Annotated in this window: 24 protein-coding genes and 1 other RNA gene; 6 read left to right on the forward strand and 19 right to left on the reverse strand. The window is 42.8% G+C overall.

Annotated elements, in window-relative coordinates:
• Window positions 1-44 precede the first annotated feature (44 nt).
• Genes BW980_RS17930 through BW980_RS17940 form a run of 3 tightly spaced genes read left to right on the forward strand, consistent with a single transcriptional unit; the run spans window position 45 to window position 2,060 of the window.
• The gene (locus tag BW980_RS17930; RefSeq protein ID WP_076456545.1) at window positions 45-698 is read left to right on the forward strand and encodes a hypothetical protein; all 654 of its coding nucleotides are present in this window, start codon (window positions 45-47) and stop codon (window positions 696-698) included.
• On the forward strand, window positions 673-1,506 hold the full coding sequence (locus BW980_RS17935; RefSeq protein ID WP_076456546.1) for a DUF3822 family protein: 834 nt from the start codon (window positions 673-675) through the stop codon (window positions 1,504-1,506). Before BW980_RS17930 ends, BW980_RS17935 begins: the two co-directional genes overlap by 26 nt.
• Entirely contained in the window at window positions 1,506-2,060 is a 555-nt protein-coding gene (locus tag BW980_RS17940; RefSeq protein ID WP_076456547.1) for an RsmD family RNA methyltransferase, read from the forward strand. The genes BW980_RS17935 and BW980_RS17940 overlap by 1 nt, the downstream gene beginning before the upstream one ends.
• Before the next feature lie 10 nt (window positions 2,061-2,070).
• Here BW980_RS17940 and rnpB read toward each other — a convergent pair.
• Window positions 2,071-2,380, reverse strand: an RNA gene (gene rnpB / locus BW980_RS17945) — RNase P RNA component class A.
• Between the two features lie 125 nt (window positions 2,381-2,505).
• Between rnpB and BW980_RS17950 the strand changes: the two genes are divergently transcribed.
• A complete protein-coding gene (locus BW980_RS17950) occupies window positions 2,506-4,332 on the forward strand; it encodes a DNA polymerase III subunit gamma/tau (protein ID WP_076456548.1) in 1,827 nt (608 codons plus the stop codon).
• On the opposite strand, the gene BW980_RS17955 is transcribed toward BW980_RS17950, so the two are convergent.
• The 7 genes from BW980_RS17955 to BW980_RS17985 are packed head-to-tail and all read right to left on the reverse strand — an operon-like array spanning window position 4,321 to window position 11,122.
• The gene (locus BW980_RS17955) at window positions 4,321-4,683 is read right to left on the reverse strand and encodes a transmembrane 220 family protein (protein WP_076456549.1); all 363 of its coding nucleotides are present in this window, start codon (window positions 4,681-4,683) and stop codon (window positions 4,321-4,323) included. The two genes, BW980_RS17950 and BW980_RS17955, sit on opposite strands and share 12 nt — an antisense overlap.
• On the reverse strand, window positions 4,680-6,059 hold the full coding sequence (locus BW980_RS17960) for an alkaline phosphatase family protein (RefSeq protein WP_076456550.1): 1,380 nt from the start codon (window positions 6,057-6,059) through the stop codon (window positions 4,680-4,682). Before BW980_RS17960 ends, BW980_RS17955 begins: the two co-directional genes overlap by 4 nt.
• Window positions 6,060-6,062: 3 nt before the next feature.
• Window positions 6,063-7,256 carry a metabolite traffic protein EboE gene (gene eboE, locus BW980_RS17965; RefSeq protein WP_076456551.1) on the reverse strand — a complete coding sequence of 398 codons (1,194 nt, stop codon included), beginning with the start codon at window positions 7,254-7,256 and terminating at the stop codon, window positions 6,063-6,065.
• A 1-nt stretch (window position 7,257) separates the two neighbouring features.
• Window positions 7,258-8,418, reverse strand: coding sequence for a 3-dehydroquinate synthase (locus tag BW980_RS17970; RefSeq protein WP_076456552.1), 1,161 nt, complete (start codon window positions 8,416-8,418; stop codon window positions 7,258-7,260).
• A gap of 34 nt (window positions 8,419-8,452) precedes the next feature.
• A complete protein-coding gene (eboC, locus tag BW980_RS17975) occupies window positions 8,453-9,355 on the reverse strand; it encodes a UbiA-like protein EboC (RefSeq protein ID WP_076456553.1) in 903 nt (300 codons plus the stop codon).
• Window positions 9,355-10,263 carry a TatD family hydrolase gene (locus tag BW980_RS17980; RefSeq protein WP_076456554.1) on the reverse strand — a complete coding sequence of 303 codons (909 nt, stop codon included), beginning with the start codon at window positions 10,261-10,263 and terminating at the stop codon, window positions 9,355-9,357. Before BW980_RS17980 ends, eboC begins: the two co-directional genes overlap by 1 nt.
• A gap of 1 nt (window position 10,264) precedes the next feature.
• A complete protein-coding gene (locus BW980_RS17985; RefSeq protein ID WP_076456667.1) occupies window positions 10,265-11,122 on the reverse strand; it encodes an EboA domain-containing protein in 858 nt (285 codons plus the stop codon).
• A 178-nt stretch (window positions 11,123-11,300) separates the two neighbouring features.
• Between BW980_RS17985 and miaE the strand changes: the two genes are divergently transcribed.
• A complete protein-coding gene (gene miaE / locus BW980_RS17990) occupies window positions 11,301-11,882 on the forward strand; it encodes a MiaE family protein (protein WP_076456555.1) in 582 nt (193 codons plus the stop codon).
• A gap of 40 nt (window positions 11,883-11,922) precedes the next feature.
• Here miaE and ppk1 read toward each other — a convergent pair whose 3' ends face one another.
• The 9 genes from ppk1 to rpsA form a co-directional block, all read right to left on the reverse strand.
• Window positions 11,923-14,028 (reverse strand): polyphosphate kinase 1, encoded by a 2,106-nt coding sequence (gene ppk1, locus BW980_RS17995; protein WP_076456556.1) that lies wholly within the window; start codon window positions 14,026-14,028, stop codon window positions 11,923-11,925.
• Entirely contained in the window at window positions 14,029-14,514 is a 486-nt protein-coding gene (locus tag BW980_RS18000; protein WP_076456557.1) for a SixA phosphatase family protein, read from the reverse strand. It abuts the gene before it with no gap.
• Between the two features lie 61 nt (window positions 14,515-14,575).
• Window positions 14,576-15,223, reverse strand: coding sequence for a pyridoxamine 5'-phosphate oxidase (gene pdxH / locus BW980_RS18005; protein WP_013991883.1), 648 nt, complete (start codon window positions 15,221-15,223; stop codon window positions 14,576-14,578).
• Between the two features lie 69 nt (window positions 15,224-15,292).
• Complete coding sequence (locus tag BW980_RS18010) at window positions 15,293-16,198, reverse strand: ribonuclease Z (protein WP_076456558.1); 906 nt, start codon at window positions 16,196-16,198, stop codon at window positions 15,293-15,295.
• 7 nt (window positions 16,199-16,205) lie between these two features.
• Complete coding sequence (locus tag BW980_RS18015) at window positions 16,206-16,679, reverse strand: DUF3291 domain-containing protein (protein ID WP_076456559.1); 474 nt, start codon at window positions 16,677-16,679, stop codon at window positions 16,206-16,208.
• A complete protein-coding gene (locus BW980_RS18020) occupies window positions 16,676-17,008 on the reverse strand; it encodes a ribonuclease Z (RefSeq protein WP_076456560.1) in 333 nt (110 codons plus the stop codon). The genes BW980_RS18015 and BW980_RS18020 overlap by 4 nt, the downstream gene beginning before the upstream one ends.
• 7 nt (window positions 17,009-17,015) lie before the next feature.
• Window positions 17,016-17,942, reverse strand: coding sequence for an aspartate carbamoyltransferase catalytic subunit (locus BW980_RS18025; protein WP_076456561.1), 927 nt, complete (start codon window positions 17,940-17,942; stop codon window positions 17,016-17,018).
• Between the two features lie 2 nt (window positions 17,943-17,944).
• Window positions 17,945-18,484 (reverse strand): bifunctional pyr operon transcriptional regulator/uracil phosphoribosyltransferase PyrR, encoded by a 540-nt coding sequence (gene pyrR, locus BW980_RS18030; protein WP_013991888.1) that lies wholly within the window; start codon window positions 18,482-18,484, stop codon window positions 17,945-17,947.
• Between the two features lie 230 nt (window positions 18,485-18,714).
• Window positions 18,715-20,547, reverse strand: a complete 1,833-nt coding sequence (gene rpsA / locus BW980_RS18035) for a 30S ribosomal protein S1 (protein ID WP_013991889.1) — start codon at window positions 20,545-20,547, stop codon at window positions 18,715-18,717.
• 271 nt (window positions 20,548-20,818) lie between these two features.
• Between rpsA and BW980_RS18040 the strand changes: the two genes are divergently transcribed.
• Window positions 20,819-21,199, forward strand: coding sequence for a LysM peptidoglycan-binding domain-containing protein (locus BW980_RS18040; RefSeq protein WP_076456562.1), 381 nt, complete (start codon window positions 20,819-20,821; stop codon window positions 21,197-21,199).
• 55 nt (window positions 21,200-21,254) lie between these two features.
• Here BW980_RS18040 and cmk read toward each other — a convergent pair whose 3' ends face one another.
• Together cmk and lon are read right to left on the reverse strand one after the other, a co-directional pair.
• Window positions 21,255-21,947 (reverse strand): (d)CMP kinase, encoded by a 693-nt coding sequence (gene cmk / locus BW980_RS18045; protein ID WP_076456563.1) that lies wholly within the window; start codon window positions 21,945-21,947, stop codon window positions 21,255-21,257.
• Window positions 21,947-24,397, reverse strand: coding sequence for an endopeptidase La (gene lon / locus BW980_RS18050; protein ID WP_076456564.1), 2,451 nt, complete (start codon window positions 24,395-24,397; stop codon window positions 21,947-21,949). Before lon ends, cmk begins: the two co-directional genes overlap by 1 nt.
• Window positions 24,398-24,524 lie beyond the last annotated feature (127 nt).

Here is a 24,524-nt window from a genome sequence, read left to right on the forward strand (position 1 = left end):
TGTAGATTTGTGACAACCACTAAAATATAATTAACACTTAAGAAATGAAGACCATAATTCAAATTGTACTGTGGATAGCTTGTATAGGTTTGGGATATCTTATATACCAATCAGTTACAGGGCCCATCGAATTCAATAAAGTGAAGGAAGAACGTTTCGGGCAGGTTATCGCCAAATTGAAAGACATTAAAAATGCGCAGGAGGCCTACAAAACAGTCAACAGAAAATACGCTAACGACTTTAACAGTTTGATTAAGTTTATCGATACTGCTCATTATACCATTACCCAGCAGAGAGATTCATCTTATATGGAATTCGATAAGACTTACGGCATCGATATGCTTAGAGAAGTGAGAATTATAGACACCCTAGGTACGGTATCGGTTAAAGACTCACTTTTCAAAAGTGACAACCGCTACAAAACCCTAATGGAAGTACCTTTTGCAAAAGGTGGTGAGAAATTCGAAATGAAAGCTTCGATTCTTACTAAAGGAAATTACAAAGCCCCTGTTTTTGAAGCTAAGGTTGACAAGGCTGTTGTATTGTATGACCAGCCTGAAACCCTCCTTAAGAAAGAAAAAGCCGAGGTTGGTGTTGAAGAAGTAAACGGACCTTATATCAAAGTTGGATCTTTAGACGAAGTCAGTACCAACGGAAACTGGCCCCCTATATATGATAAAAAAGGAGACAAAAAATAACACTGGAGAACTAGTGGAAGATTTCAAAAAACTGTCCATTCAAGTTAGCTTGAATGGACTTTCTTTTTGTATCCTCAATACTGTAGAAAATTCCATTGTAAGTGCCGAGAGCGTAGTCTTTGCCAAAAGATTGACGCCCTATGAGGCATTAAAACGCCTAAAGCTTCTTTTCTCCTCCCACAAAATAGAACAAAACCGGTATTCAGAAGTTGTGGTAGTACACCGCAACAACCTCTTTAGCCTAGTTCCGAAACCCTTGTTCAACGAAGAAGAACTGGCCAACTACCTAAAGTTCAACACCAAAATACTGGCCAATGACCACCTGGCCTATGATGAACTCGATAGCTTTGATATCATTAACGTCTATGTTCCTTTTGTAAATATCAACAATTATATTTACGACCTTTTCGGTGAATTTACTTTTAAGCATAACGGAACTGTATTGGTGGAATCACTAATGAACAGCCATATTACCTCTAAAGAGCCCACATGTTACGTTCTTATCTCGGAACAACAGATGGACGTTACCATAATCTCCGGAAAGAAACTTTTACTCTACAACAGTTTTACCTTCATCACCAAAGAAGATTTTTTATACTACCTGCTTTTTACCTTAGAGCAACTTGAACTCGATACCGAGTCCGTTTTCATAAAACTTTTCGGCCAGATTGAAGAAGGCGATGACATCTACACGCTTTGCTACAATTACGCAAAGAACGTCTCGATATTTTATCCCTCCTTCTCTGAGCAGCCTCACTTAAACCCTAAAGAAGAGACCATAGATTTCACCGTTATAAACGCTTTTTAATGCGCATCATTTCAGGCACACATAAGGGCAAGCGAATAAGCGCTCCCAAGAAACTTCCGGTTCGCCCCACCACGGATATGGCCAAGGAGGCCCTATTCAACATTTTGAACAACCGCTATTATTTTGACGAGCTCACCGTAGTAGATCTTTTTTCGGGCACCGGAAATATCAGCTATGAATTCGCCTCCCGGGGCACCAAAAACATAAGCGCGGTAGATGCCGATTATGGCTGTGTAAAATTCATTAACGACACCTCCGACGCCCTTGAGATGGGCATTGCCGCATTTAAAAGCGATGTTTTTACCTATCTTGAAAAATCACGTGAAAAAGCAACGATTATATTTGCCGACCCTCCTTACGGCCTTCCCATAGAGTCTTTTGAAAAAATTCCCCAAAAGGTATTCGAAAACGGACTATTGTTAGATAACGGGCTACTCATCATTGAGCACTCGAACCACATGGACTTATCGCATCTTGAACATTTTGTGGAAAAACGAAAGTACGGAGGTAGCATTTTTAGCTTTTTTGCCTGGCCCGAACCAGTCACCCTCTGAGCTAAAAAAATAAAAAAGCAGGCCATAAGCCGGATTCTGTTAAGTCCCTAGGGACTTCCCTATCATTTATCTAGTACCAACATTACTGCTGGCCTCTAACCGCCTACCCTTCGGCTCGGGCGTGCAACCCTCAAGTACCGATTTACATGGCGTTTCACCGCATAGAGTTTACCTGGTTTCACTACAGCATTACCTGTACATACTTTCTGCTGCACTTGTCCTTTCCGTTAAACGGACGACGGGCGTTACCCGCTATGCTGCACTATGGTGTCCGGACTTTCCTCTCCCGTTTTTACGGCAGCGATAAGGTGACCTGCTCAACCCGCAAAATTAGAACAATTGTTGATAAATAAAGACTTTATCTTGTCGAAATAAAACCCTCTTACCAATCCTATTTTTATATTTGCACATTCGAGTGAACGTAAATTCTAAACCGTAGTTTCTTTTGGAACCCTTTATTGTATCGGCACGTAAATATAGACCCCAGACATTTAGGGATGTTGTGGGACAACAGGCCATTACCAATACCCTTACCAATGCCATTGAACACAATCATTTGGCACAGGCCCTTTTATTCTGTGGCCCCAGGGGAGTTGGTAAAACTACCTGTGCGCGTATTTTGGCCAAACAGATCAATTCAGATGGTACCGAACGTGAAGGTGAAGATTTTGCCTTCAATATTTTTGAACTCGATGCCGCTTCGAACAACTCGGTAGACGATATCCGTAACCTTATCGACCAGGTACGTATCCCGCCCCAAGTCGGCAAATACAAAGTATATATCATCGATGAGGTGCATATGCTCTCGCAATCGGCTTTCAACGCTTTTCTAAAAACCTTGGAAGAGCCACCAAAGCACGCCATTTTTATTTTGGCGACCACCGAGAAGCACAAAATCATACCTACGATACTTTCGCGTTGTCAAATTTTTGATTTCAAGCGAATTACCGTCAAAGACGCCGCCGAATACCTAAAATACATAGCCGAAAACCAAGGCATTGTTGCTGATGACGACGCTTTGCACATTATAGCCCAAAAAGCGGACGGTGCCATGAGGGATGCCCTCTCCATTTTTGACAGGGTCGTTAGTTTTTCAGGAAAGGAATTGACCAGAAAAGCCGTTACAGAAAACCTTAACGTTCTTGACTACGACACCTATTTCTCGGCAACCGATTTGATTTTAGAACACAACATTCCCCAATTATTGCTTTTGTTCAACAAAACCTTGTCACTAGGTTTTGACGGCCATCACTTTATCAGCGGCCTTGCATCGCATTTCAGGGACCTTATGGTATGCCAACACCAAGACACCATAAACCTGCTAGAAGTTGGCGACGTAGCCAAACAGAACTATCTAGAGCAATCAAAGAAGACCTCCAACGGTTTTCTATTGCAAGCCTTGAACATTGCCAACGATTGCGACCTCAAGTACAAGACCAGTAAGAACCAGCGGCTACTGGTAGAACTTACCTTGATGAAACTAGCTTCTATTGATTTTGAGGCTGAAAAAAAAAATTCTGAACACAACGTCTTAACAGGCCCTAGTCCTGACTTTATCGCTCCCGCTTCTTTTTTTAAAGGAAACAATAACAATGCCCTGCAAAAAACTCCTGGGGAAAGCACTGCTCAAGAACAATCGCCAGCAGCATCCCCTACCCCCGCAGAAGCAAAGCACAAGGAAGAACAAGCCCACTATCGCCCCCAAGAAAGCCCAAAAGAAGTTCCAAGCTCGGCCGCAGTGGCAGAGCCTAAGCCCGAAACCGGGGCCCAAGCGGAAACACCTCCGGCAAAAAAACTCAATATCGGCGGCAAAAGGGTATCAGGACTCTCCCTTTCAAGCTTAAAGATTAAAAAAGAGCACGAGCTAAGCCGAAAAGACGAGACCATTGACGAAAGTAAGCTACCCAAAGATCCATTTACCGAAGAGGAAATGCAGAAGCACTGGGCCGATTTTGTTGACAAAATCGATTTAGAGGGCAAGAAAATACTGGCTTCCAACCTCAATGCCGATGTACCTAAACTGCTTCAAGAAAAAACCATTTGGATCGAGCTTCCCAACGGTACCATGAAAAAGGAGATTGAGCGAGAGCAATACGACCTGATGGAGTACCTGAGAAAAAAACTCAACAACTACTTTATTGAACTGAAAATAACCGTAAACGAAACCGTAGCCAAAAAGTTTGCGTTTACCCCAGAAGAAAAATATCAAAAATTACGGGAGAAAAACCCCGCCATAGATTTGCTGCGCCAAACTTTTGACCTAGACCTTTAATTTCCTTTTTACATACCGTTCACGCCACATATAGGTAAACATAACCAAGGCCACGATCAGTAGACCACAAGCTTCCCGACCTCTTTCAATATTTACGATATCACCTTCACCAATGGTAAAACCTTCAAATTTTTCGGGCCAAGAAACAATGGTTCCTATCAAATAAAGCACACCCAAGACAGCCGCCACGGAAAAATTCAACCTATCCATAGCGAACAATAGCGAAGCTACTGCGGCAAGGCCATAAATACCATACCATAAAAGGGCATCGGGGTCGTTATTCTGAACATAGGCCGACCATAGAAACAAGGCCGTAAACACAAAGCCCAATATTTTAAAAAAATACCTCATATATCTTCGGTTACATGGTTTTTCAAAATGCGGTATACGTCGGTCGCTTCAATAGCATCGTCAAAAGTAGCATTGATCTGATCGGTGATCAAAATAGGAAAATCAGCCCTATCTTCCGGAATCCTACCATGCGACCCCTTTACCAAGGTAGCATCCAAGGGTATAATGTTCATTACCGTCCTGAATCCCAATTTCTTCTTCAACAATTTACCGATAACCTTGGCCATCACCAATTTATCCTTAGGATCCGTCAACATTTCCACCGGATCATAACCCGGTTTCTTGTGAATATCCACCATGCGCGCATAGTCGGGGGCCTTTGCATCGTCTAGCCAAAAATAGTAGGTAAACCATGAGTCCGCATCGGCCACAACCACAAGGTCACCACAACGTTCATGTTGCAAATTGACCTTTTGCAGTTCTTCCCCTGTCAATACCATTTCTACCCCCGAAACCGATTCCAACAAAGCCTTAACTTCCAACTTTACCGAAGGGTCGTTCAAATAAACATGGGCTATTTGGTGGTCCGCTACCGCAAAGGCCTTGCTCTGCCCTGCATCTAACAACTCCAATCCGCGTTCTTCCCGTATGGCGATATAGCCTTTGGAACGCAAAATCCTGTTCAAATGAATAGGATTGCCCACATCGGTAATACCATATTCAGACAGCAATACAATACGTGCATTACGCTGCTGAAAATGCGTTACCAACTGCTCCACTACCCCATCTATCTCCTTAAGATCCTTTTTGATCTTGGCAAAATCAAGGCCGTGTCGCTGCAAATTGTAATCTAAATGCGGAAGGTAAACCAATGACAGGGTCGGGTTATGCATTTCATCGGTACGAATGGCCGCATCGGCAATCCATTTACTCGATTTAATAGAAGTTTTCGGCCCCCAAAACTGGAATAAAGGGAAGGTACCCAACTCTTCCTGCAAGGTATCCCTCAGTTCAGGGGGATACGAATACACATCGGGAATCTTTCGCCCATCCGCCAAGTAATTGGGCCGTGGCGTTAAACTATAATCTACATTAGAATACATATTGTACCACCAGAAATGGTTGGCACAGGTAAAATGCTCATCTTCTTTTTTTAGCTCGTCCCAAAGCTTTTCGCTCTGCACCAATTTATTCGATTGGCGCCAGAATTTCACTTCGCATTCCTCCTTAAAATACCATCCATTCCCCACTATACCGTGTTCCGATGGGGTTTTCCCGGTCAGATAGGTAGACTGGGCCGAGCAAGTAACCGCCGGTAAAACAGGACTGATATAGGCCGACTTGCCTTTTTTTAAAAAAGACTCAATAAAGGGGGTATACTCCCCGATAAGACGTTGGGTAAGGCCCACAACATTGATCACTAGCGTTTTTTTCATCTTCTAAAACTTTTCTACAAACCAATCGATTTCCCTAATGATAGACTCTGAAAGGTCTTTTTTTAAGGCCGCTGGAAGCACATCCCAAGTATAGGTTTCTATTTCCAAATGTTCTGAAACGGGATGCTTCTTTACATACTCCATCACCTTTAGAATATGGTCTTGGGTCGAATCCAACGCACCAAAACGTTCTAAAAATATAGGCACATGAAAATGCGCCCGCAATTCTTGAAATTCCTTTTTATCCTTAAGTACAACAGGCAGGTCGTTATAGGTCACCACCTTTCCCGCGATTTTCTCGGTAACCTGATGGAGATAGGTAGGCTCATCAAAAAGTGTCAAAGCCTTCCATATTTCATCGTTCCCTGAGGGGTTCGAAAGAATCTTCAAGGCGGCACTTACCTGAATTTTCCCGATAACGATTCCCGCTTCAGCGAGTTTTTCAAAGGTATCGGTCGGCTCCTCAAAAGCCAATGAAAAATGACAGATATCGTAGCAAACGGTTAGGTGACGACGTATCATTTTCTCGGCCGTTTCCGCATCTACCCCTAGTTTTTTGACAATTACCGATGTACCGATAGGCAAAAGGTAATCTGCAAAAAAGCCCAGCACCTCGTCACTGTTCTCCAGCATTCCGTCGGGCTCAGGTTCTATATCAAGGTGCAAATATTTTCCGGTCTGCCGCTCTATTTCATTGAGATGCATGGCCACCTCTATCATATTTTTCGCCCCGCTTTCAAAAGCCGATTTCGTAGCGTCTTCCGTAGTATGCCAATATTTATAGCTCACGGGAGAGGTAGAAATCCCTCCAGAAATACCGTCGGGAAGCAAGGCCGCCAATTGATCGAACATTCGTTTGGTATACGTCAGGCGTTCCAATGTTGTCCAATCGGGTGCATGAACATCGTCTTTGACCCGCTCGTTATGAAAGTTTCCATAAGGAAAACCGTTCATCGTAAACACATATACTTGGTTTTCCGCCATCCATTGCTTGAACTCCTCTAGGTTTCCATCCATATCGAGCTCCTCACTCGCCTTATTGGACAACCGCAGGCCCAAGCCAAAGGGTTTATCCGAAGACACTTTGCCCTTTATCCGCGGAACGTGCTCTTTAAGACTATCAAAAGTGGTCTTCCAATCGAATCCGGGATGGATATTGGTACAATACGTAAGTTGAAAATTATTATCTATGCGCAAGTTACTCTACTTTAAGTTTAGAAATTTCGTTTACTACATCCAGTGCTTTTTTCATAGTCTCCCGGTCAATTTCATGAACGTCGTGTTTTACACCAATATCTGAAATCAGGGTAATCGTAAGCTCACCGCCCAAGTGTTCCCTAAATTCCTCAATTCCGTTAAGCAGTTCGTCTACCTCCTTCGCGGAAGCCAATGGAAAACTCAAGTCGAAACCAATGTTCTGAAAGACGCGTACAATGCGGTTTAGATCATTCTCGTTTATCAGACCGATCAAATGGGCATAGGCCACATCTAATACAATACCTTTTGCAACGGCTTCACCGTGGCGAAGCGCGTAATTGGTCATATATTCCAATTTATGGGCCGCCCAATGTCCGAAATCAAGAGGTCGGGACGATCCACTTTCAAAAGGATCTCCTCCTTGGGCGATATGGTGCATATGCATTTCGGCACACCTATAAATGGCATACTGCATGGCTTCCATATTTCTATCGCGCAAGAGGTGTGCGTTTTTCTCTATGTATTCAAAAAAGACGGCATCCTTGATCAACGCCACTTTTAAGGCTTCAGAAATACCGGCGATCCAATCGCGTTGCTCTAAAGTCTTAAGAAAGTCCGTATCGTTAATGATAGCATAAGGAGGCGCAAAGGTTCCTATGAAATTCTTCTTTCCGAAGGCATTTACGCTATTCTTTACCCCAACGGCAGAATCGTCCTGGGAAAGTACGGTCGTTGGTATACGAATCAATTTCACCCCTCTATGCGCTATCGCGGCGGCATACCCCGTCATATCTATAACGGCACCCCCACCAATAACCACGACAAAAGAATGGCGGCAAATAGCATACTCACTAACGGCTTTGAGAATATCTTCGACCTGACTTTGATCGTTCTTACACGCCTCGCCCCCTTGAACGACCATACTTTTCATATGTACCAAGTTTTCTTGGTAGTTCCGACAGTAAGTCTCTATACTCTGTACGAGTTGCGGATGGGCAAGCGCTACGCCATCATCAATTACAAAAAGCAGCTTTACGGGCTCGTTTTTGTATGCTTTTATAATATCCCTGAACAAGGTATTCGTAGTCCCGAAAAGGTTTTCTGTAAAATGGAGGCCATATCGATAGGAAACCTCAAACTTCTGCTCTATAGTTTTAAACATTGTATTTCTTTTGAACGCCAATAATAAATTGACCTTAGGTAACGGCAAATAATTTAGACAAGCCCATTGAAACGGGCAGTAATGCCAATATACACAATCCGTACCACCAATCGGAAAATGCAACGGCAATAGACGAATCGAGTAAAATTAGCGCTATGACTCCCGCCATAACGGCTTTTTTGATATTCTCGGGAGAGTTAACGGTATATGCCTTTATCAAAGGTCTAAAAACCGTGAACGCAAACAATACCAAAAACAATAACGGAAATATACGGGCATCCGTATACAAAAAGGCGATGGATCCCACGGCCAAAACGACCGTAGCATAAAGCACGCCTGCCAATACGATATGGTTTTTGTTTTTCCCATGTACTTCCCCCCTGCTTATCAGGGTAATCGCAAATATATAAACGATAGGGATGAGGGCCATAAACCAATAATCGAAGTTGCCCAGAACGGACACGCCCAACAGCAGGTTTATTCCCCTACATAGGCCCATACTCAAGGGGCCGAAGAAATCATATCTTTTAGCGATCGCATCGTAAAGTAGAATGGCCAGTGCCAGTGCCAAGGCCACGATACCAGACAGTTGGGATACCAAAAAGGCCAGTCCTACACCGATGGTTAAAGTAAGCCCTCCATATATGGCGGCCGAACGCAATGGCACTACGCCACTAGGTATAGGCCGTTCGGGCCGTTCGACCTTATCGAGCTTAAAATCAAAAACATCGTTAAGAATCACCCCTCCGGCGTAAAGAAAGACGGACGAGCATACCAAATACACGACATTCAGAAAAACAATAGACCCTATAAAATCGCTTTGAACACCCCCTGCAAAAACACCCCCAATAGCCACACCGGCCAATATATCGGCCGCGGCCGTGGGCAAATTAGCAGGTCTTGCCAAACGAGCATAGCCAAGAAACGTGCGATTCATTATGTAATCTGGTCTGAATCTATTCGAGGTTCCTGCCCCCTCAGAACACTATTATCATTAAAAAGCTGGGCCTGATTGACCCCCTTAGGATTCAGCCAGTGCTCTTCCTTCATTTTACCATTGGAACCAAAGATATCCAAGGCATTTTGGTAGCAAGTCTTTACTACGTCTTCCCGGGCTATACCTCTTTTCAACATAAGGTTAGCGGTCTTCGGCACCGCCAAAGGATCACTAACGCCCCAATCTGCGGAGCTATCGACGATTATATTGTCACTGCCATATTTTTTAACGACCTCTACCATGCGTTCGTTGCCCATTTTGGTTTTAGGGTAAATAGTGAACGCTGCGATAAAACCTCTATCAAGCACATCTTTTACGGTTTCTTCGTTGTTATGGTCAATAACCACCTTAGAGGGATCAAGGCCATGTTCCAAACAAACTTCCATACTTTTTAAGGTACCCGCTTTTTTATCACGGTGTGGCGTATGTACCTGAACGACCATACCCAGTTCTTTGGCCATTTCCAACTGTAGACGAAAATACTTGTCCTCTGCCGGGGTTTGATCGTCATAACCGATTTCACCAATAGCCACCACATTTTGCTTATGTACATACAGGGGCAAAAGCTCAATAACCTGTTCTGCCAAGGCCTCGTTATTGGCCTCTTTTGAATTCAGCCCTATGGTGCAATAATGTTGAATACCAAATTGGCTGGCCCTAAAAGGCTCCCAACCGACCAGGCTACTGTAATAATCTTGAAAAGAGCCAACTTGTGTTCTCGGTTGGCCCAACCAGAACGAAGGTTCTATTATAGCCACTACTCCGGCCGCGGCCATAGCTTCATAATCATCCGTAGTCCGCGATGACATATGCACATGCGGGTCGATTATCATCATTTTATCTTCCATATTAAGCTTTTATATTATTCCAGGTAATTTTTTCATTCGCTACTTCTGACTGCAATTGAGGGTACTGCGCCAATAATTCTTTCGCCTTGGGCGCTTCGGAATTATAACAACACAATGCCGCCACCTTGTTTTCTACGGGATTGTCACTTGTGAACAGGCGTTGCATATCCTTTAGGAGATTGTCGTCTAAAAATGCCGCAACAGGTCTCCAGAACAAGGGGTCGATTTCTCGGGAAGCCGCCCATCGTTCATGGGCATAGTCCGATATAATACGGGCCAAATCTTTATTGGCACGCTCATCAATACTCAAAATATTGGAAAGATCCAATTGCATAAAAGCCGCTTTCAAGTACATTTGGTTCCATTGCTGATCATTGAAGTATTTTGCCGGATAGGGATTCTGCATGCTAATAGCCTCAAAAATCGTAGCTATGTTGGTACGCAAAGCCTCCACTGCCGTCTGCTTGTAGTTTTCGGCGTCGGGCAAAAGCATCAGATACTTTAAAAACGTCTCGAGTTCGCCCGTATCGGCCACCTGAATCAGGTTGGCCACTTTAGGCGTAAAAAAAGCGGCATCGGCTTTCAGCACCTCTATCAAAAGATAGATTCTCGCTATCTCTAAGGTACTTGCACTTTGTGTTCGCAGATACGCGGTTACTTCATCGGTATCGGAGCCTAGTTGCAAAGTTTTGTTCGCATCTATTTTACTGGCCAATAAACTATAGGTCATATAAAGTTCCTTAGCGGAACTCGAACCTACAATTAACTCTAACTTTGAATGTAACCATGATTTTGTTTCAGGGTCTAGATTGCTATTCAGCAAAGACCTTAGTCCTTGGTCTAATTTGGTAAATTTCATAATCTGTTTTTCGGGTTTCTTGACAAGTGGTAACAACCCTGTTCTTTATGTTATTTGGCGCCATAAAAAACAACTAATCACAAAACTAATTATTCTTTAGGGGAAACTTGATATTTTAGATGCTAAATTCTAGTTATACTTTACAAAGATTCTTGCTAATTTTACGAAAAATTGAATTATGCTAGGCCTAAAGCTACCGACCGACCCCAGATGGGTGAATATTGTTGAGAAAAATATCGATGAAATACTGACCGATCATGCCTATTGCGAACAAAAGGCAGCGAGCACGGCCATATCATTGATCATAGGTTTTCCCGAATATACCGAGTTGGTCGAAGAAATGATCGCACTTTCCCGCGAAGAGATGGCCCACTTTAAAATGGTACACGACCGTATTATTGCCCGTGGCCAGGTTTTGGGTCGCGACAGAAAGGACGAATATGTGAATAAATTGACGCAATTTTTTCCAAAAGGAGGTAGTCGTACCCATCAATTGGTACACCGGCTTTTATATGCCGCCTTGATAGAGGCCCGAAGTTGCGAACGTTTCAGGTTGCTTTCCGAAGAACTCGAAGACAAGGAACTGGCAGAGTTTTATCACAAATTAATGGTAAGCGAGGCCGGCCACTATACGATGTTCCTAAAGTTCGCACGGCAATACGGAGACCGCTCCGAAGTTGACCAAAAATGGCAGGCCCTATTAGATTACGAAGCCGAGATCATGAAAGACCTCGGAAAAAAAGAAAGTATTCACGGTTAAGACCGGCCTCTGCCATGCAGGATGTAGCAGAGGCTTTTTTCTATTCTGTTGCGGTAGGTATATCAGAACCCAATTTATCCCTGTAATAATCGTACATGGCGAACTGCGACCTTAATTTAGGTTTATTGTTCACACGATAGGCGTTATCTTGGGCCTCATTGAAGACCCTGGCCTTTACATTGTCGTTCCACGATATTTCAAAAGTATCGATCAGCTCCTTTTTTACATCTTCATCATAGATCGGACACCCTACCTCTACCCTATTCTCTAGGTTACGTGTCATAAAATCGGCCGAAGAAATAAACACCCTTGGATCTCCATCATTACAGAAAATAAACAAACGCGGATGCTCTAAAAACTTATCCACAATACTGATGGCCTCGATATTCTCGCTCATACCCTTTATGCCCGGTATCAGACAACAGATACCCCTTACGATCAGTTGAATTTTAACGCCCGCATTACTCGCTTTGTACAACATATCGATCATCTTGTACGACGTAAAACTGTTCATCTTGATCTTAATATACGCCTCCTTACCCTCTTTTGCGTTACTTATCTCTTTTTGTATCAGCTTTTTAAAGAAGCTTTTAGTATAGTGGGGAGACACGATCAAGTGTCTGTATTTATTGATTTTATATGTTGTTTCAAAAAAATCGAAAACCTTGTTCAACTCCTTTAAAATAGGTTCGTTGGCCGTAAACAAGGTATAATCGGTATAGATACGGGCCGTAGACTCGTTGAAGTTTCCGGTACTGATAAAACCGTAGCGCTTTATGAGTCCGTTTTCCTCACGCTCGATCATACAAATTTTACTATGCACTTTCAGACCTGGTACACCAAAAATCAGTTTTACACCTTCTGCCTGTAATTCTTCGGCATACCTAATGTTCGCTTGTTCATCAAAGCGAGCGCGCAACTCGATCTGCAAGGTCACCTGCTTTCCGTTCTTTACTGCGTTGGAGAGACAAGCCGCCACTTGAGAATCGTTGGCTAGCCGATAAACGGTAATCTTGATGGTCTTAACCTTAGGATCCAATGCCGCTTCCCTTAAAAACTTAAGTACATAGGAAAATGTGTGATAGGGCGTATACTGCAGATAGTCCTTCTCCGCTATCTTTTCAAGCAAACTGCCTTCCAAAGGCAATCCTTTTACGGGTAAGGGCGCTATTTTCTCGTACATAAGATCTTCCCTCCCTAAACTAGGAAAACCCATATAGTCCCTTTTATTGTGGTAGCGACCACCAGGTATAACACTATCGGCATCTTCGATTCCCATTTTATCCTTAAGAAAATCGAGGGTATCGGTCTCTATATTCTTATCATAGACAAAACGTACCGGATCACTGATTTTTCTATGCTCTACGCTTGAATATATTTTCTCTATAAAACTCTTACTCAGGTCGTTATCGATATCAAGCTCGGCATCTCGGGTAATCTTGATCATATGAGATGATATCGACTTATAATCGAACATCGGAAAAACACTGTCCATACAATACCGGATGACATCGTCTAAAATAATGATATAGTTCTTATTGCCCTCTTTGGGAAGCACCACAAAACGGTCTATTCCCTTCGGAATTTCTATAAGCGCATACCGTTTCTCCTTTTTCTCATAGGTACGTTTGGTACGGTCATCGCTCTTTAATACCATTTTTATGGCCAAGTACGCCGCCGTATCCTTCAACATTGGAAACTCCGCCAGGTCATTCAGAATTATGGTCATCAATTGAGGACTCACCTTTTGGATGAAGTACTTTCTAACGAACTCCCCTTGCTTCTCACTGAGTTCATTTTCATTCAACAAAAAGATATCTTGTTCCTCTAGTTCGTTTTCTATATTCTTAAGAATCTCAACACTCTTACGTTGCTGTTCGATTACGAATTTGGTGATCTCTTCCAGTAAATCTTTGGCCTTTTCTCCTCCCAAAACACTCTTTCCCGACTTACCTGCCTCAAAAATTCGCTTTACCGTAGCGTAGCGTACCTTGAAGAACTCGTCGAGGTTGTTAGAGAAAATACCCAAAAACCGAAGTCGTTCGATCAGGGGCACATTTTCATCCTCACATTCTTGAAGCACCCTTTCATTAAATCGCAACCAACTGATTTCTCGGTTTATATATTTCGTTTTCGTTTTAATCATCTATCTAAGGTCTTTGGGGAAAATTGTCTGTTTAGTCGTTCCTTTTTGAACCGATTTCCAAAAATCCACATTAAAATCAAGGTGTACCAGTCCACTCGTAGAAACGTTGTCAATATAGGTATTTCCCAAAGAATTGGCAACATAGGTAAAGGCATGATTATGCCCAAAAACCAAAACGGAATCAAGGGCATCGTCAAGCCTTTCGATAAAATCAAAGACCGACTCACCTGAAAAGTCGTAAAGCTCATCGGTAATTTCCACTTTGGCCAAAGGCAGGCCCAATTGCCTCATAAAAATCATACAAGTGTGCAAAGCCCTATTGGCAGGGCTTGAGAAAACCTTATCGATTTTTACGGCTTGCGATTTAAAGGCGGAAGACACCCTAAGCGCATCTCTAATACCTCTTTCTTGTAAGGGGCGATCCCTATCGCCTACTGAATAATCCCATGAAGATTTTCCGTGTCTGACCAATACCAATGTTTTCATTTAACCAAAATTTAAAGTTTAAAAAATGTTATGACATCGCCCCTTACATGTCTAATCTGTCCTAGGGAGCCAAACGCTCCATTTTCCAATCCAGTTGATCCACCAATACATATCTTATGCGGTCGTGCAAACGATTGGGCCTACCTTGCCAAAACTCAATCGATTGGGGCCTGACCAGGTATCCCCCCCAGTGTTCGGGCCTAAGGATCTCCTTGTTTTCATACTCGCGTTCAAGTGCCTTCAACTTGGTTTCCAAGATTTCCCGGGAAGGAATAACCGAGCTTTGATCTGAAACCAAGGCCCCTAGTTTACTTCCGTCAGGTCGTGACTCAAAATAACCGTCCGATAAATTTTTTGCAATTTTTTCGGCCTTTCCCTTAATAATAACCTGCCTTTCCATATTCGGCCAAAAGAAGGACACACATACATTCGGGTTGGCCGCAATGGCCTTTCCCTTTTCACTATTGTAGTTGGTGTAAAATATAAAGCCTTCGTAAGTGAATTTCTTCAACAACACCACCCTGCTCTTTGGAAAGCCATCTAAACCAATTGTAGATACCGTCATGGCATTGGGCTCATCAACACCTTCCGAAGCCTCGGTTTCATGGAACCATTTTTGAAAGAGCTCCATGGGGTTTTCCGAAATAGCACCTTCTAAAAGGGCACTTTTTTCGTATGACTTACGATAATCACCTAAATCTTTTTGCATAATCTTATTCCTGAAATCTGTTCAACCAAAGTTCTGCAAAAGATCTTTAATGCAAAAATAGGAAGGATACTAAAACTCAAAAAACTTACCATCTTCGGCAAGTTCTACATCGGGAAAGATTTCCGCGGCTTCTTGCCTAAACAGCCCAATCGATTTGTAACGTGTAGAATAATGCCCCAAAATAAGCTGCTCTACATGGGCCGATTTCGCGATTGCCGCCGCTTCCTTGGCCGTACTATGTTTGGTTTTTACCGCCAAGTCGGCCTCAGACTGTAAGAAAGTAGATTCGTGGTACAATGCCGTTGCATGGTCGATTTGCCCAACAATGTCCGGCTTATAGGCCGTATCACTACAATAGGCATAACTCTTGGGTTTCGCCGGATCAAAGCTCAACAAGGCATTCGGCAAAACGGTACCGTCGTCCATGGTTACATCACGCCCGTTTTTGATATTTTGAAAATAAGCCCTATCGACCTTATACTTTGCTACGGCCTCCACACTGAGCTTTCGCTCGCCCAATTTTTCCTTAAAAAGAAAACCATTGGTATACACTCTATGGGTCAAGGGAATGGTCTCTACACTTACCTTGTCGTCATCAAAAATAACTTCAGGTACGGCACTTGTCAGTTCATGAAAATGGATATGGTAGTTTGTCCACGAATCACCCAGCTTCAATAAGAGCGTAATGGCATCCTTGATGCCTTTGGGTCCGTAAATATGTAATTCCTTCTCCCTTCCCAGCAACCTAAAGGTGGAGACCAATCCGGGTAGACCAAAAAAGTGGTCGCCGTGCAAGTGCGAAATAAAAATATGGTTGACGCGGGAAAATTTGAGCTTAAGTTTGCGCAATTGCACCTGCGTTCCCTCCCCACAATCGATGAGAAACATGTGGTTCCCTATTTCGAGTACCTGTGAAGTGGGGTTGGTCAAGGTTCTCGGGGTGGCCGCATAGCAACCTAGAATGTGCAATTTCATTTTATTGTTAGTTCTTGGGCGAATATTTCAAAGCGTCTTCAGCTGAAAATTGCCCTTTAAAACTAAAAGCGTAAGGAGACTCGCCGTGTGTATTAAGATAATTTAAGCGTTCTTTTGCCTCTTCGGGCGTAGGCACATGTCCTTTTTCTATATACCAAAGGCACATATGCATATCGGCCATATTGTGGAACCACTCCTTTTTTCGCTTGAGCACACCGGCATGTTGTGAGGCGTACGTAAAATTGAACAAGGCTTCCTTCGATTCCCAAACGGACATATTGATGATCAAGAAATCATCTTCAAAGACCCGCAGGGCCGTTGCATTGTTTTCATCACCCTTTAACCTCCAAATAAACCCCGTACTCTTATCGGCAATACCGTTGATACGATCCAAATCTTTGACGAAATCAGCCATTACCGGACTGTCGATAGGTGCAAGCATTCTTGCGATGTTTACTTGAGATAGGTGATAGTCGCTCATAAATCTAGATCTCTTTCTATTTCCTCCATTTCAATGATATCGTGCGCTTCTTGAACAGTGGGCACAACAATAATCTTATCGGGCACTTCTTCGTACGACACCTTATCGGTGACCAGCACAAATGATTTTTTCGATTTTCTATGTTCTTCAGATATCTGCAAAAACTCTAGAACATCGTCGGCCTTCAACTTTGAAAAGGAAAAAAGGTTAACAATTATATTATCGTTCTTAATCTTAGGATAAGCATCTTTTAGGTTTTTCAAAAAAACTGAAAGTGTGGTATTTTCTTGAAAAACGATGGTGGTTGAACCGTCTGAATCGAAAATCATACTTATATCATTTAATTTTTGAAGCTAACAAATAAATCACTGCCATGCGAACCGCTACACCATTTTCTACTTGGTTCAAGATAATACTTTGTTTTGAATCGGCAACATCGCTCGTAATTTCCACTCCCCTATTAATCGGTCCGGGGTGCATAATAACGATTTCCTTATCTAAACTATCAAGCATTTTCTTGTTCACCCCAAACTGTTGGGTATATTCCCTAGTGGTGGGGAAGTAGCTAATATCCAAACGCTCGTTCTGTATGCGTAGCATGTTGGCCACGTCGCACCATTCAAGCGCCTTTCTCAAATCGGTCTCTACACTTACCCCAAGCGACTCAATATGTTTGGGCAACAAAGTCTTAGGACCACAGACCTTAACCTCGGCACCTTGCAATTTTAAGGCAAAAATATTTGATAGGGCCACCCTAGAGTGAAGAATATCACCTACAATCACAACCTTCTTACCCGCTACATCTCCGAGTTTTTCACGAATGGAGTAAGAATCCAACAATGCCTGTGTCGGGTGCTCATGGGCGCCGTCACCCGCATTTACAATACTCGCGTTGACGTGTTTGGACAGAAAAATGCCCGCCCCGGGGTTCGGATGGCGCATAACCACCATGTCGACCTTCATCGAAAGAATATTGTTAACGGTATCTATAAGGGTTTCCCCTTTTTTTACCGATGATTGGCCCGCCGAAAAGTTAATGACATCCGCCGACAATCTTTTTTCGGCAAGTTCAAAAGATAATTTGGTTCGCGTACTGTTCTCAAAAAAGATATTGGCAATGGTAATGTCACGTAGTGACGGTACTTTTTTGATGGAACGGTTGATTACCTCTTTAAAATGATCGGCGGTCTCAAATATGAGATGAATATCTTTTTCATTTAGATATTTGATTCCTAATAAGTGTTTTACACTCAGTTCCGCCATTGTTATTTATTTATCAAATATATCACGTCTTCACCGTCGTTCTCCTTCCAGAGAACCTTAACTTTTTCATCGTTGATAGCATCGACCTGACGCCCCCTGTAATTGGGCTGAATAGGCAAGTGCCTACTGAACCGTCTATCGATAAGGGTCAACAACTCGATTTCCGAAGGCCTGCCAAAAGACTGAATGGCCGTAAGGGCCGAACGGATACTCCGCCCGGTATACAGAACATCATCAATTAAGACTACCTTTTTATCTTCGACCAAAAAATCGATTTTGGTCTTGGTGGCCTCCAAGGTCTTATCACCCCTTCTAAAATCGTCCCTATAAAAGGTGATATCAAGAAAACCTGATTTAATTTCCTTTACACCATATTCCTCCTTCAAGATTTTGGTCAATCTTTCCGCTACAAAGGTGCCCCTAGGCTGTATGCCTATGAGTACGGTGTCTTTAAAATCAAGGTGATTTTCGAGGAGTTGACATGCCAAACGATGGAGTATGATGTTTATTTCTTTTTCAGAAAGAAGTACTTTTTGCCCCATACTGCTTTGTTGGTTTAGCTTGACAAAAATAGCGATTTCTAGTTAGAAAAAAAGAGACTTTACAAATGTATCGGTTTTTCTTTTCACATATGAAGCTTCTTTTTCCGCCCTTTTTCACCTTTCAGGGTCACAACTCGTTCCTAATAAAGCGGTTAACCCAAAAACAACTACAAAAAAAATCTCCGCAACCCATTGGGCTGCGGAGATCTATAATCTATAAGTGAAAAGACTTATTTCGTCTTACCTTCCATCTTATCTTTCAAAGCTTGCAATTGCTCGTTAGCGTCACCTAAAGTAGGTTTAGCCTCGTCTGCAGCTGCTGCAGCTTTTTTCTGAGCGGCTTTGATATTACGCTGCTCTTCTTCACGGAAAATAGCGGTGTGGCTTGCAACAACCCTTTTGAAGTCCTTGTTGAACTCAATGATCTTGAATTCTGCCTCTTCGCCTTTACCAAGCTTGCTTCCGTCTTCTTTTTCCAAGTGACGTTGCGGTACAAATGCCGTAATGTCTTCGTTAAAGTCGATGGTAGCACCTTTATCAACGATATCGGTAATGGCCGCCGTGTGAGAAGTTCCGACTGCAAATTCAGCCTCATACTTATCCCATGGGTTTTCAGTTGTCTGTTTGTGACCTAAGCTAAGCTTACGACCTTCAACATCTAACTCCAATACCTCAACCTCCATTTTGTCTCCTACGGATACAAATTCAGATGGGTGCTTGATTTTCTTCGTCCAAGAAAGATCAGAAATGTAGATCAAACCGTCGATACCTTCTTCCATTTCAACAAAAACGCCGAAGTTGGTAAAGTTTCTAACGATACCTGTGTGTCTTGAACCAACAGGGTATTTAGTAGTAATATCGGTCCATGGGTCTGGCGTCAATTGCTTGATACCAAGAGACATTTTACGATCTTCACGATCCAAGGTCAATACCACAGCTTCAACCTCATCACCAACGTTTACGAAATCTTGGGCAGAACGCAAGTGCGTAGACCATGACATTTCAGAAACGTGGATCAAACCTTCAACACCTTCAACAACCTCGATAAATGCACCGTAATCAGCGATTACAACTACCTTACCTTTTACTTTGTCTCCAATTTTGATTTCGTCGCTCAAGGCATCCCAAGGATGTTTCTCCAATTGCTTCATACCCAACTGGATTCTAGATTTGTTCTCATCGAAATCAAGTATAACAACGTTGATTTTCTGATCCAATTCTACAACCTCGTTCGGGTGGTTGATACGGCTCCAAGAAAGGTCGGTAATGTGTACCAAACCATCAACACCGCCAAGGTCAACGAACACACCGTAAGAAGTGATGTTTTTCACAACACCTTCCAATACCTGTCCTTTTTCCAATTGGCTGATGATCTCTTTCTTCTGCTCTTCGATATCGGCTTCGATCAAGGCTTTATGAGATACTACAACGTTCTTGAATTCGTGGTTGATTTTAACCACCTTGAATTCCATTGTCTTACCTACGTATTGATCGTAGTCACGAATAGGCTTCACATCGATTTGAGAACCTGGCAAGAACGCTTCGATGCCAAAAACATCAACGATCATACCCCCTTTAGTTCTGCACTTGACGAAACCACTAACAATTTCCTCTTTATCGTGGGCCGCATTCACACGATCCCAAGCCATAATAGTTCTGGCCTTTCTGTGCGAAAGTACCAATTGGCCACTTTTATCTTCACGTATATCGATAAGAACTTCAACCTTATCACCCACTTTTAAGTTTGGGTTGTAACGGAATTCGTTCAACGAAATAACACCTTCAGATTTGGCATTGATATCTATGATCGCCTCACGGTCGGTCAAATAGACTACTTTACCTTCAACTACCTCTTCATCGGCAGTGTCTACGAAGTTTTCAGCTACCAACTTTTCAAATTCCTCTAATTTAGAGTCATCTACCCGTTCGATACCTTCTTCGTACTTGTCCCAATCAAAATTTTCCAAAAATTCTTTTGGATCTTGTTTCGGAGCTTGTTCTTTTACTTCTTGTTTTGCTTCGGCAGTTTCTTCTACCTGAGCTGTTGTTTTTTCTTCAGCCATTTGCTGATGTTCAATTTGTATTCCACGACGTCACAAGAGTTAAACAATGATCGTAGAAGTTGTTATATGTCAATTTTTTATCTATCCTTTTTTCTCTTGATGACTTTGCAAAAAAGGTGTGCAAAAATACATCTTTTTTATTAGTCTACCAACCCTTAGGCCCAAGCATTCCCATTCAGACTATATTTTATGCCATTTTATACATAAAACATTGGATTTATCGTTATCTTAGGAATTCAAATATTAACCATTAGAAAAAAAGAAATCAATTATGAGTGTTAAAGCAAAATATCAAGAGGTTTTAAATCTTGGTGAGCAATTAGGTATAAAAAATGGCGACGTTAAGGAAGAAGACGGCGTTTTAAAGATAAAGGGAGAAGCCGGAACCCAATACGAAAAAAACCTTTTGTGGGACAAAATCAAGCAATTGGGTGGTGAAAATCCTTCTGACGTAAAGGCGAACATTACGGTTTCCGATACTTCGGTCTACCACAGACATACTGTCAAAAGCGGCGAATCTTTGAGTAAAATTGCCAAGCAATATTACGGTGACCCAATGAAGTACAAGCAAATCTTTGCGGCCAATACGGGCGTACTTGACAATCCTGATGTAATTCACCCGGATCAAGTTCTTGTTATTCCGAATATCTAAGGATAAACCGAAAGACAATAAAAAACCTGTCAGATTTGTTTCTGACAGGTTTTTTTTAAGCTTTTTCTATAAACCGCCTCGCTATGCTCAACAAGCGCTCAAACTGTTCTTTCAAGCCCATATCGCTATTGTCGAACTCAATGGCATCATCGGCTTTCCGCAGTGGGGAAAACTCACGGTTGGAGTCGATAAAATCCCGTTTCTGCACATTTTCGAGCACTTCTTCGTAAGATACCTTCTCCCCCCTATCCAACAGTTCCTTGTACCTACGGGTAGCACGTGCCTGGGGCGATGCGGTCATAAAGACCTTGAGCTCGGCATCGGGAAAGACCACGGTACCGATATCCCTACCGTCCATAACCACGCCTTTTTCCTTACCCATCTCCTTTTGCATTTCTACCAGTTTGTAGCGCACCTGTTCAATTTCCGCTACTCGGCTCACATAATTAGAGACTTCGAGCGTACGTATCTGTTTCTCGATGTTTTCCCCGTTGAGATACATTTCCGAGAACCCCAATGCTTCATTAGGTTCGAACCGCAATTTTATTTTAGGAAGCAACTGTACCAAATCTTCCAGTTTTTCGCTTTCGCCTCCTATAAAACCGTTACGCATGGCGAACAAGGTTACCGCCCTGTACATGGCCCCCGTATCTACATAAACATAACCTAGGGCCTTGGCCAATTGTTTGGCCAAAGTACTTTTACCGGTAGAAGAAAAGCCGTCGATGGCAATCGTAATCTTAGACATTAGAGTTTTTTAGCATTCTTAACCTTTTGCCCTGTAATAGCAATATCTATCACTTCGTGCATATCGGTAACATAATGGAATTTGAGACCCTTAAGATACTCCTTTTTTATTTCCAAGATATCCTTTTCGTTGTCTTTACAAAGAATAATCTCCTTGATTCTGGCACGCTTGGCCGCTAAGATTTTTTCTTTGATACCCCCTACCGGCAAAACCTTACCACGAAGCGTAATCTCGCCGGTCATGGCCAGGCTCTTCTTCACCTTCCTTTGTGTAAACAATGAAACCAATGAAGTCAACATGGTTACACCGGCACTTGGCCCGTCTTTTGGGGTCGCCCCTTCCGGCACATGAATATGCACATTGTACTTATCGAACACTCCTGAGTCGATGCCAAATCTTTCGGCATTCGATTTAATATATTCCATAGCGATCGTTGCCGATTCCTTCATCACCTTACCCAAATTACCGGTAATGTTCAGGGCGCCCTTTCCTTTTGACAGAATGGATTCGATAAAAAGGATATCCCCTCCAACACTTGTCCACGCGAGGCCGGTTACAACCCCTGCAATATCATTATTCTCGTACTTATCGCGTTCCAAACGGGCAGGCCCCAATACCTTTTCTACAATCGCATTGGTAACCTTTACCTCGTACTCTTCTTCAATGGCGATATTCTTGGCCGCATAACGCACCATTTTGGCAATCTGTTTCTCTAATGAACGCACACCCGATTCACGTGTGTACCCTTCAACGATCTTCTCTAATTGCGGCTTGCCTATCGTCAGGTCTTTTGACGTAAGACCGTGTTCCTTCAGTTGCTTCGGAAGCAAATGTCTTTTGGCAATTTCCACTTTTTCCTCAATGGTATAGCCCGTTACGTTTATTATCTCCATTCGATCACGAAGTGCGGGTTGAATGGTAGACAAGTTGTTCGCCGTGGCAATGAACATCACTTTTGACAAGTCGTAGCCCATTTCAAGGAAATTGTCATAAAACTCATTGTTTTGCTCCGGATCCAAAACTTCCAGCATGGCGGAAGATGGGTCGCCCTGATGGCTACTAGAAAGTTTATCTATCTCGTCAAGGATAAAGACCGGGTTGGAAGTACCCGCCTTTTTAAGGCTTTGTACGATCCTACCGGGCATGGCCCCTATATAGGTTTTACGGTGTCCGCGTATTTCCGCCTCATCCCTTAACCCCCCCAAGGATATCCTTACGTATTCACGCCCCAAAGCTTCGGCGACCGATTTTCCCAAAGAGGTCTTACCCACCCCAGGAGGGCCGTAAAGACATAATATGGGAGACTTCATATCATTCCTCAACTTAAGAACTGCCAGGTACTCGATAATTCTTTGTTTGACATCTTCCAATCCGTAATGATCACGGTCCAATATTCGTTGGGCCCGTTTCAAATCGAATTTATCCTTTGAAAACTCGTTCCAAGGCAAATCTAAAAACAGGTCTAAATAGTTTCTCTGGATCGAATACTCCGCCACTTGCGGATTCATTCGTTGCATCTTTGACAATTCCTTATCAAAATGCTCCTTGACCTTATCGTCCCACTTTTTCTTTTTGGCCTTCTTACGCATCTCGAAAATCTCGTCATCATGTGAAACCCCACCCAATTCTTCTTGAATGGTCTTCATTTGCTGATGCAAGAAATATTCGCGCTGTTGTTGGTCCATATCGTTACGCACCTTCGATTGAATATCGTTCTTGAGCTCTAATTTCTGTAGCTCAAGGTTCATATGTTTTAAGGTGGCAAGGGCACGCTCTTGTAGATTGTTAATTTCAAGAAGTTCTTGCTTATCGTCTACATTGAGGTTCAAGTTGCTTGAAACAAAATTGATCAAAAACGAATTGCTTTGAATATTCTTTATGGCGAAAGACGCTTCACTCGGGATATTGGGATTATCACGAATAATGCGAAGGGCCAAATCTTTGATCGACTCTATGATCGCCAAAAATTCGGGATCGTTCCGGTCGGGTCTTTCTTCCGAGGTCTCCCTGACGGTTGCGGTTATATAAGGCTTCTCGGTTAGCACCTCGGCCACTTCAAAACGCTTTTTTCCCTGTAAGATTACGGTCGTATTCCCATCGGGCATTTTTAGCACCCTTAGGATCCGCGCCACCGTACCCAATACATTAATATCGTTAACGGTGGGTTTTTCGGTATCCTTATCTTTTTGCGACACCACACCTATAACCTTGGAGCCGTTGTTCGCATCTTTGATCAAGTTGATCGAACTATCCCTGCCCGCGGTAATAGGAATAACCACCCCAGGAAAGAGTACCGTATTACGAAGCGGAAGTATCGGAAGCGTTTCCGGCAACACCTCGTTGCTCATTTCCTCTTCATCCTCAGAGGTCAAAAGTGGTATTAGCTCAGCATCTTCATCGATGGACTGTAGCGACATATTGTCAAAATTCGTGAATTTAGAATCTCCCATAGTATCAATTGCGGTCATTCTGTCATTTTATTGACAGAACCCTTAGTTATCTATTTACATCATATTCATCAAAAGCGCCTTACCTATTGGCAAAACAGCGCCTAGCGCCTTTTCTATCGCTCCATAA

Source organism: Zobellia uliginosa, from assembly GCF_900156625.1.
GTDB classification, from domain to species: Bacteria; Bacteroidota; Bacteroidia; order Flavobacteriales; family Flavobacteriaceae; genus Zobellia; species Zobellia uliginosa.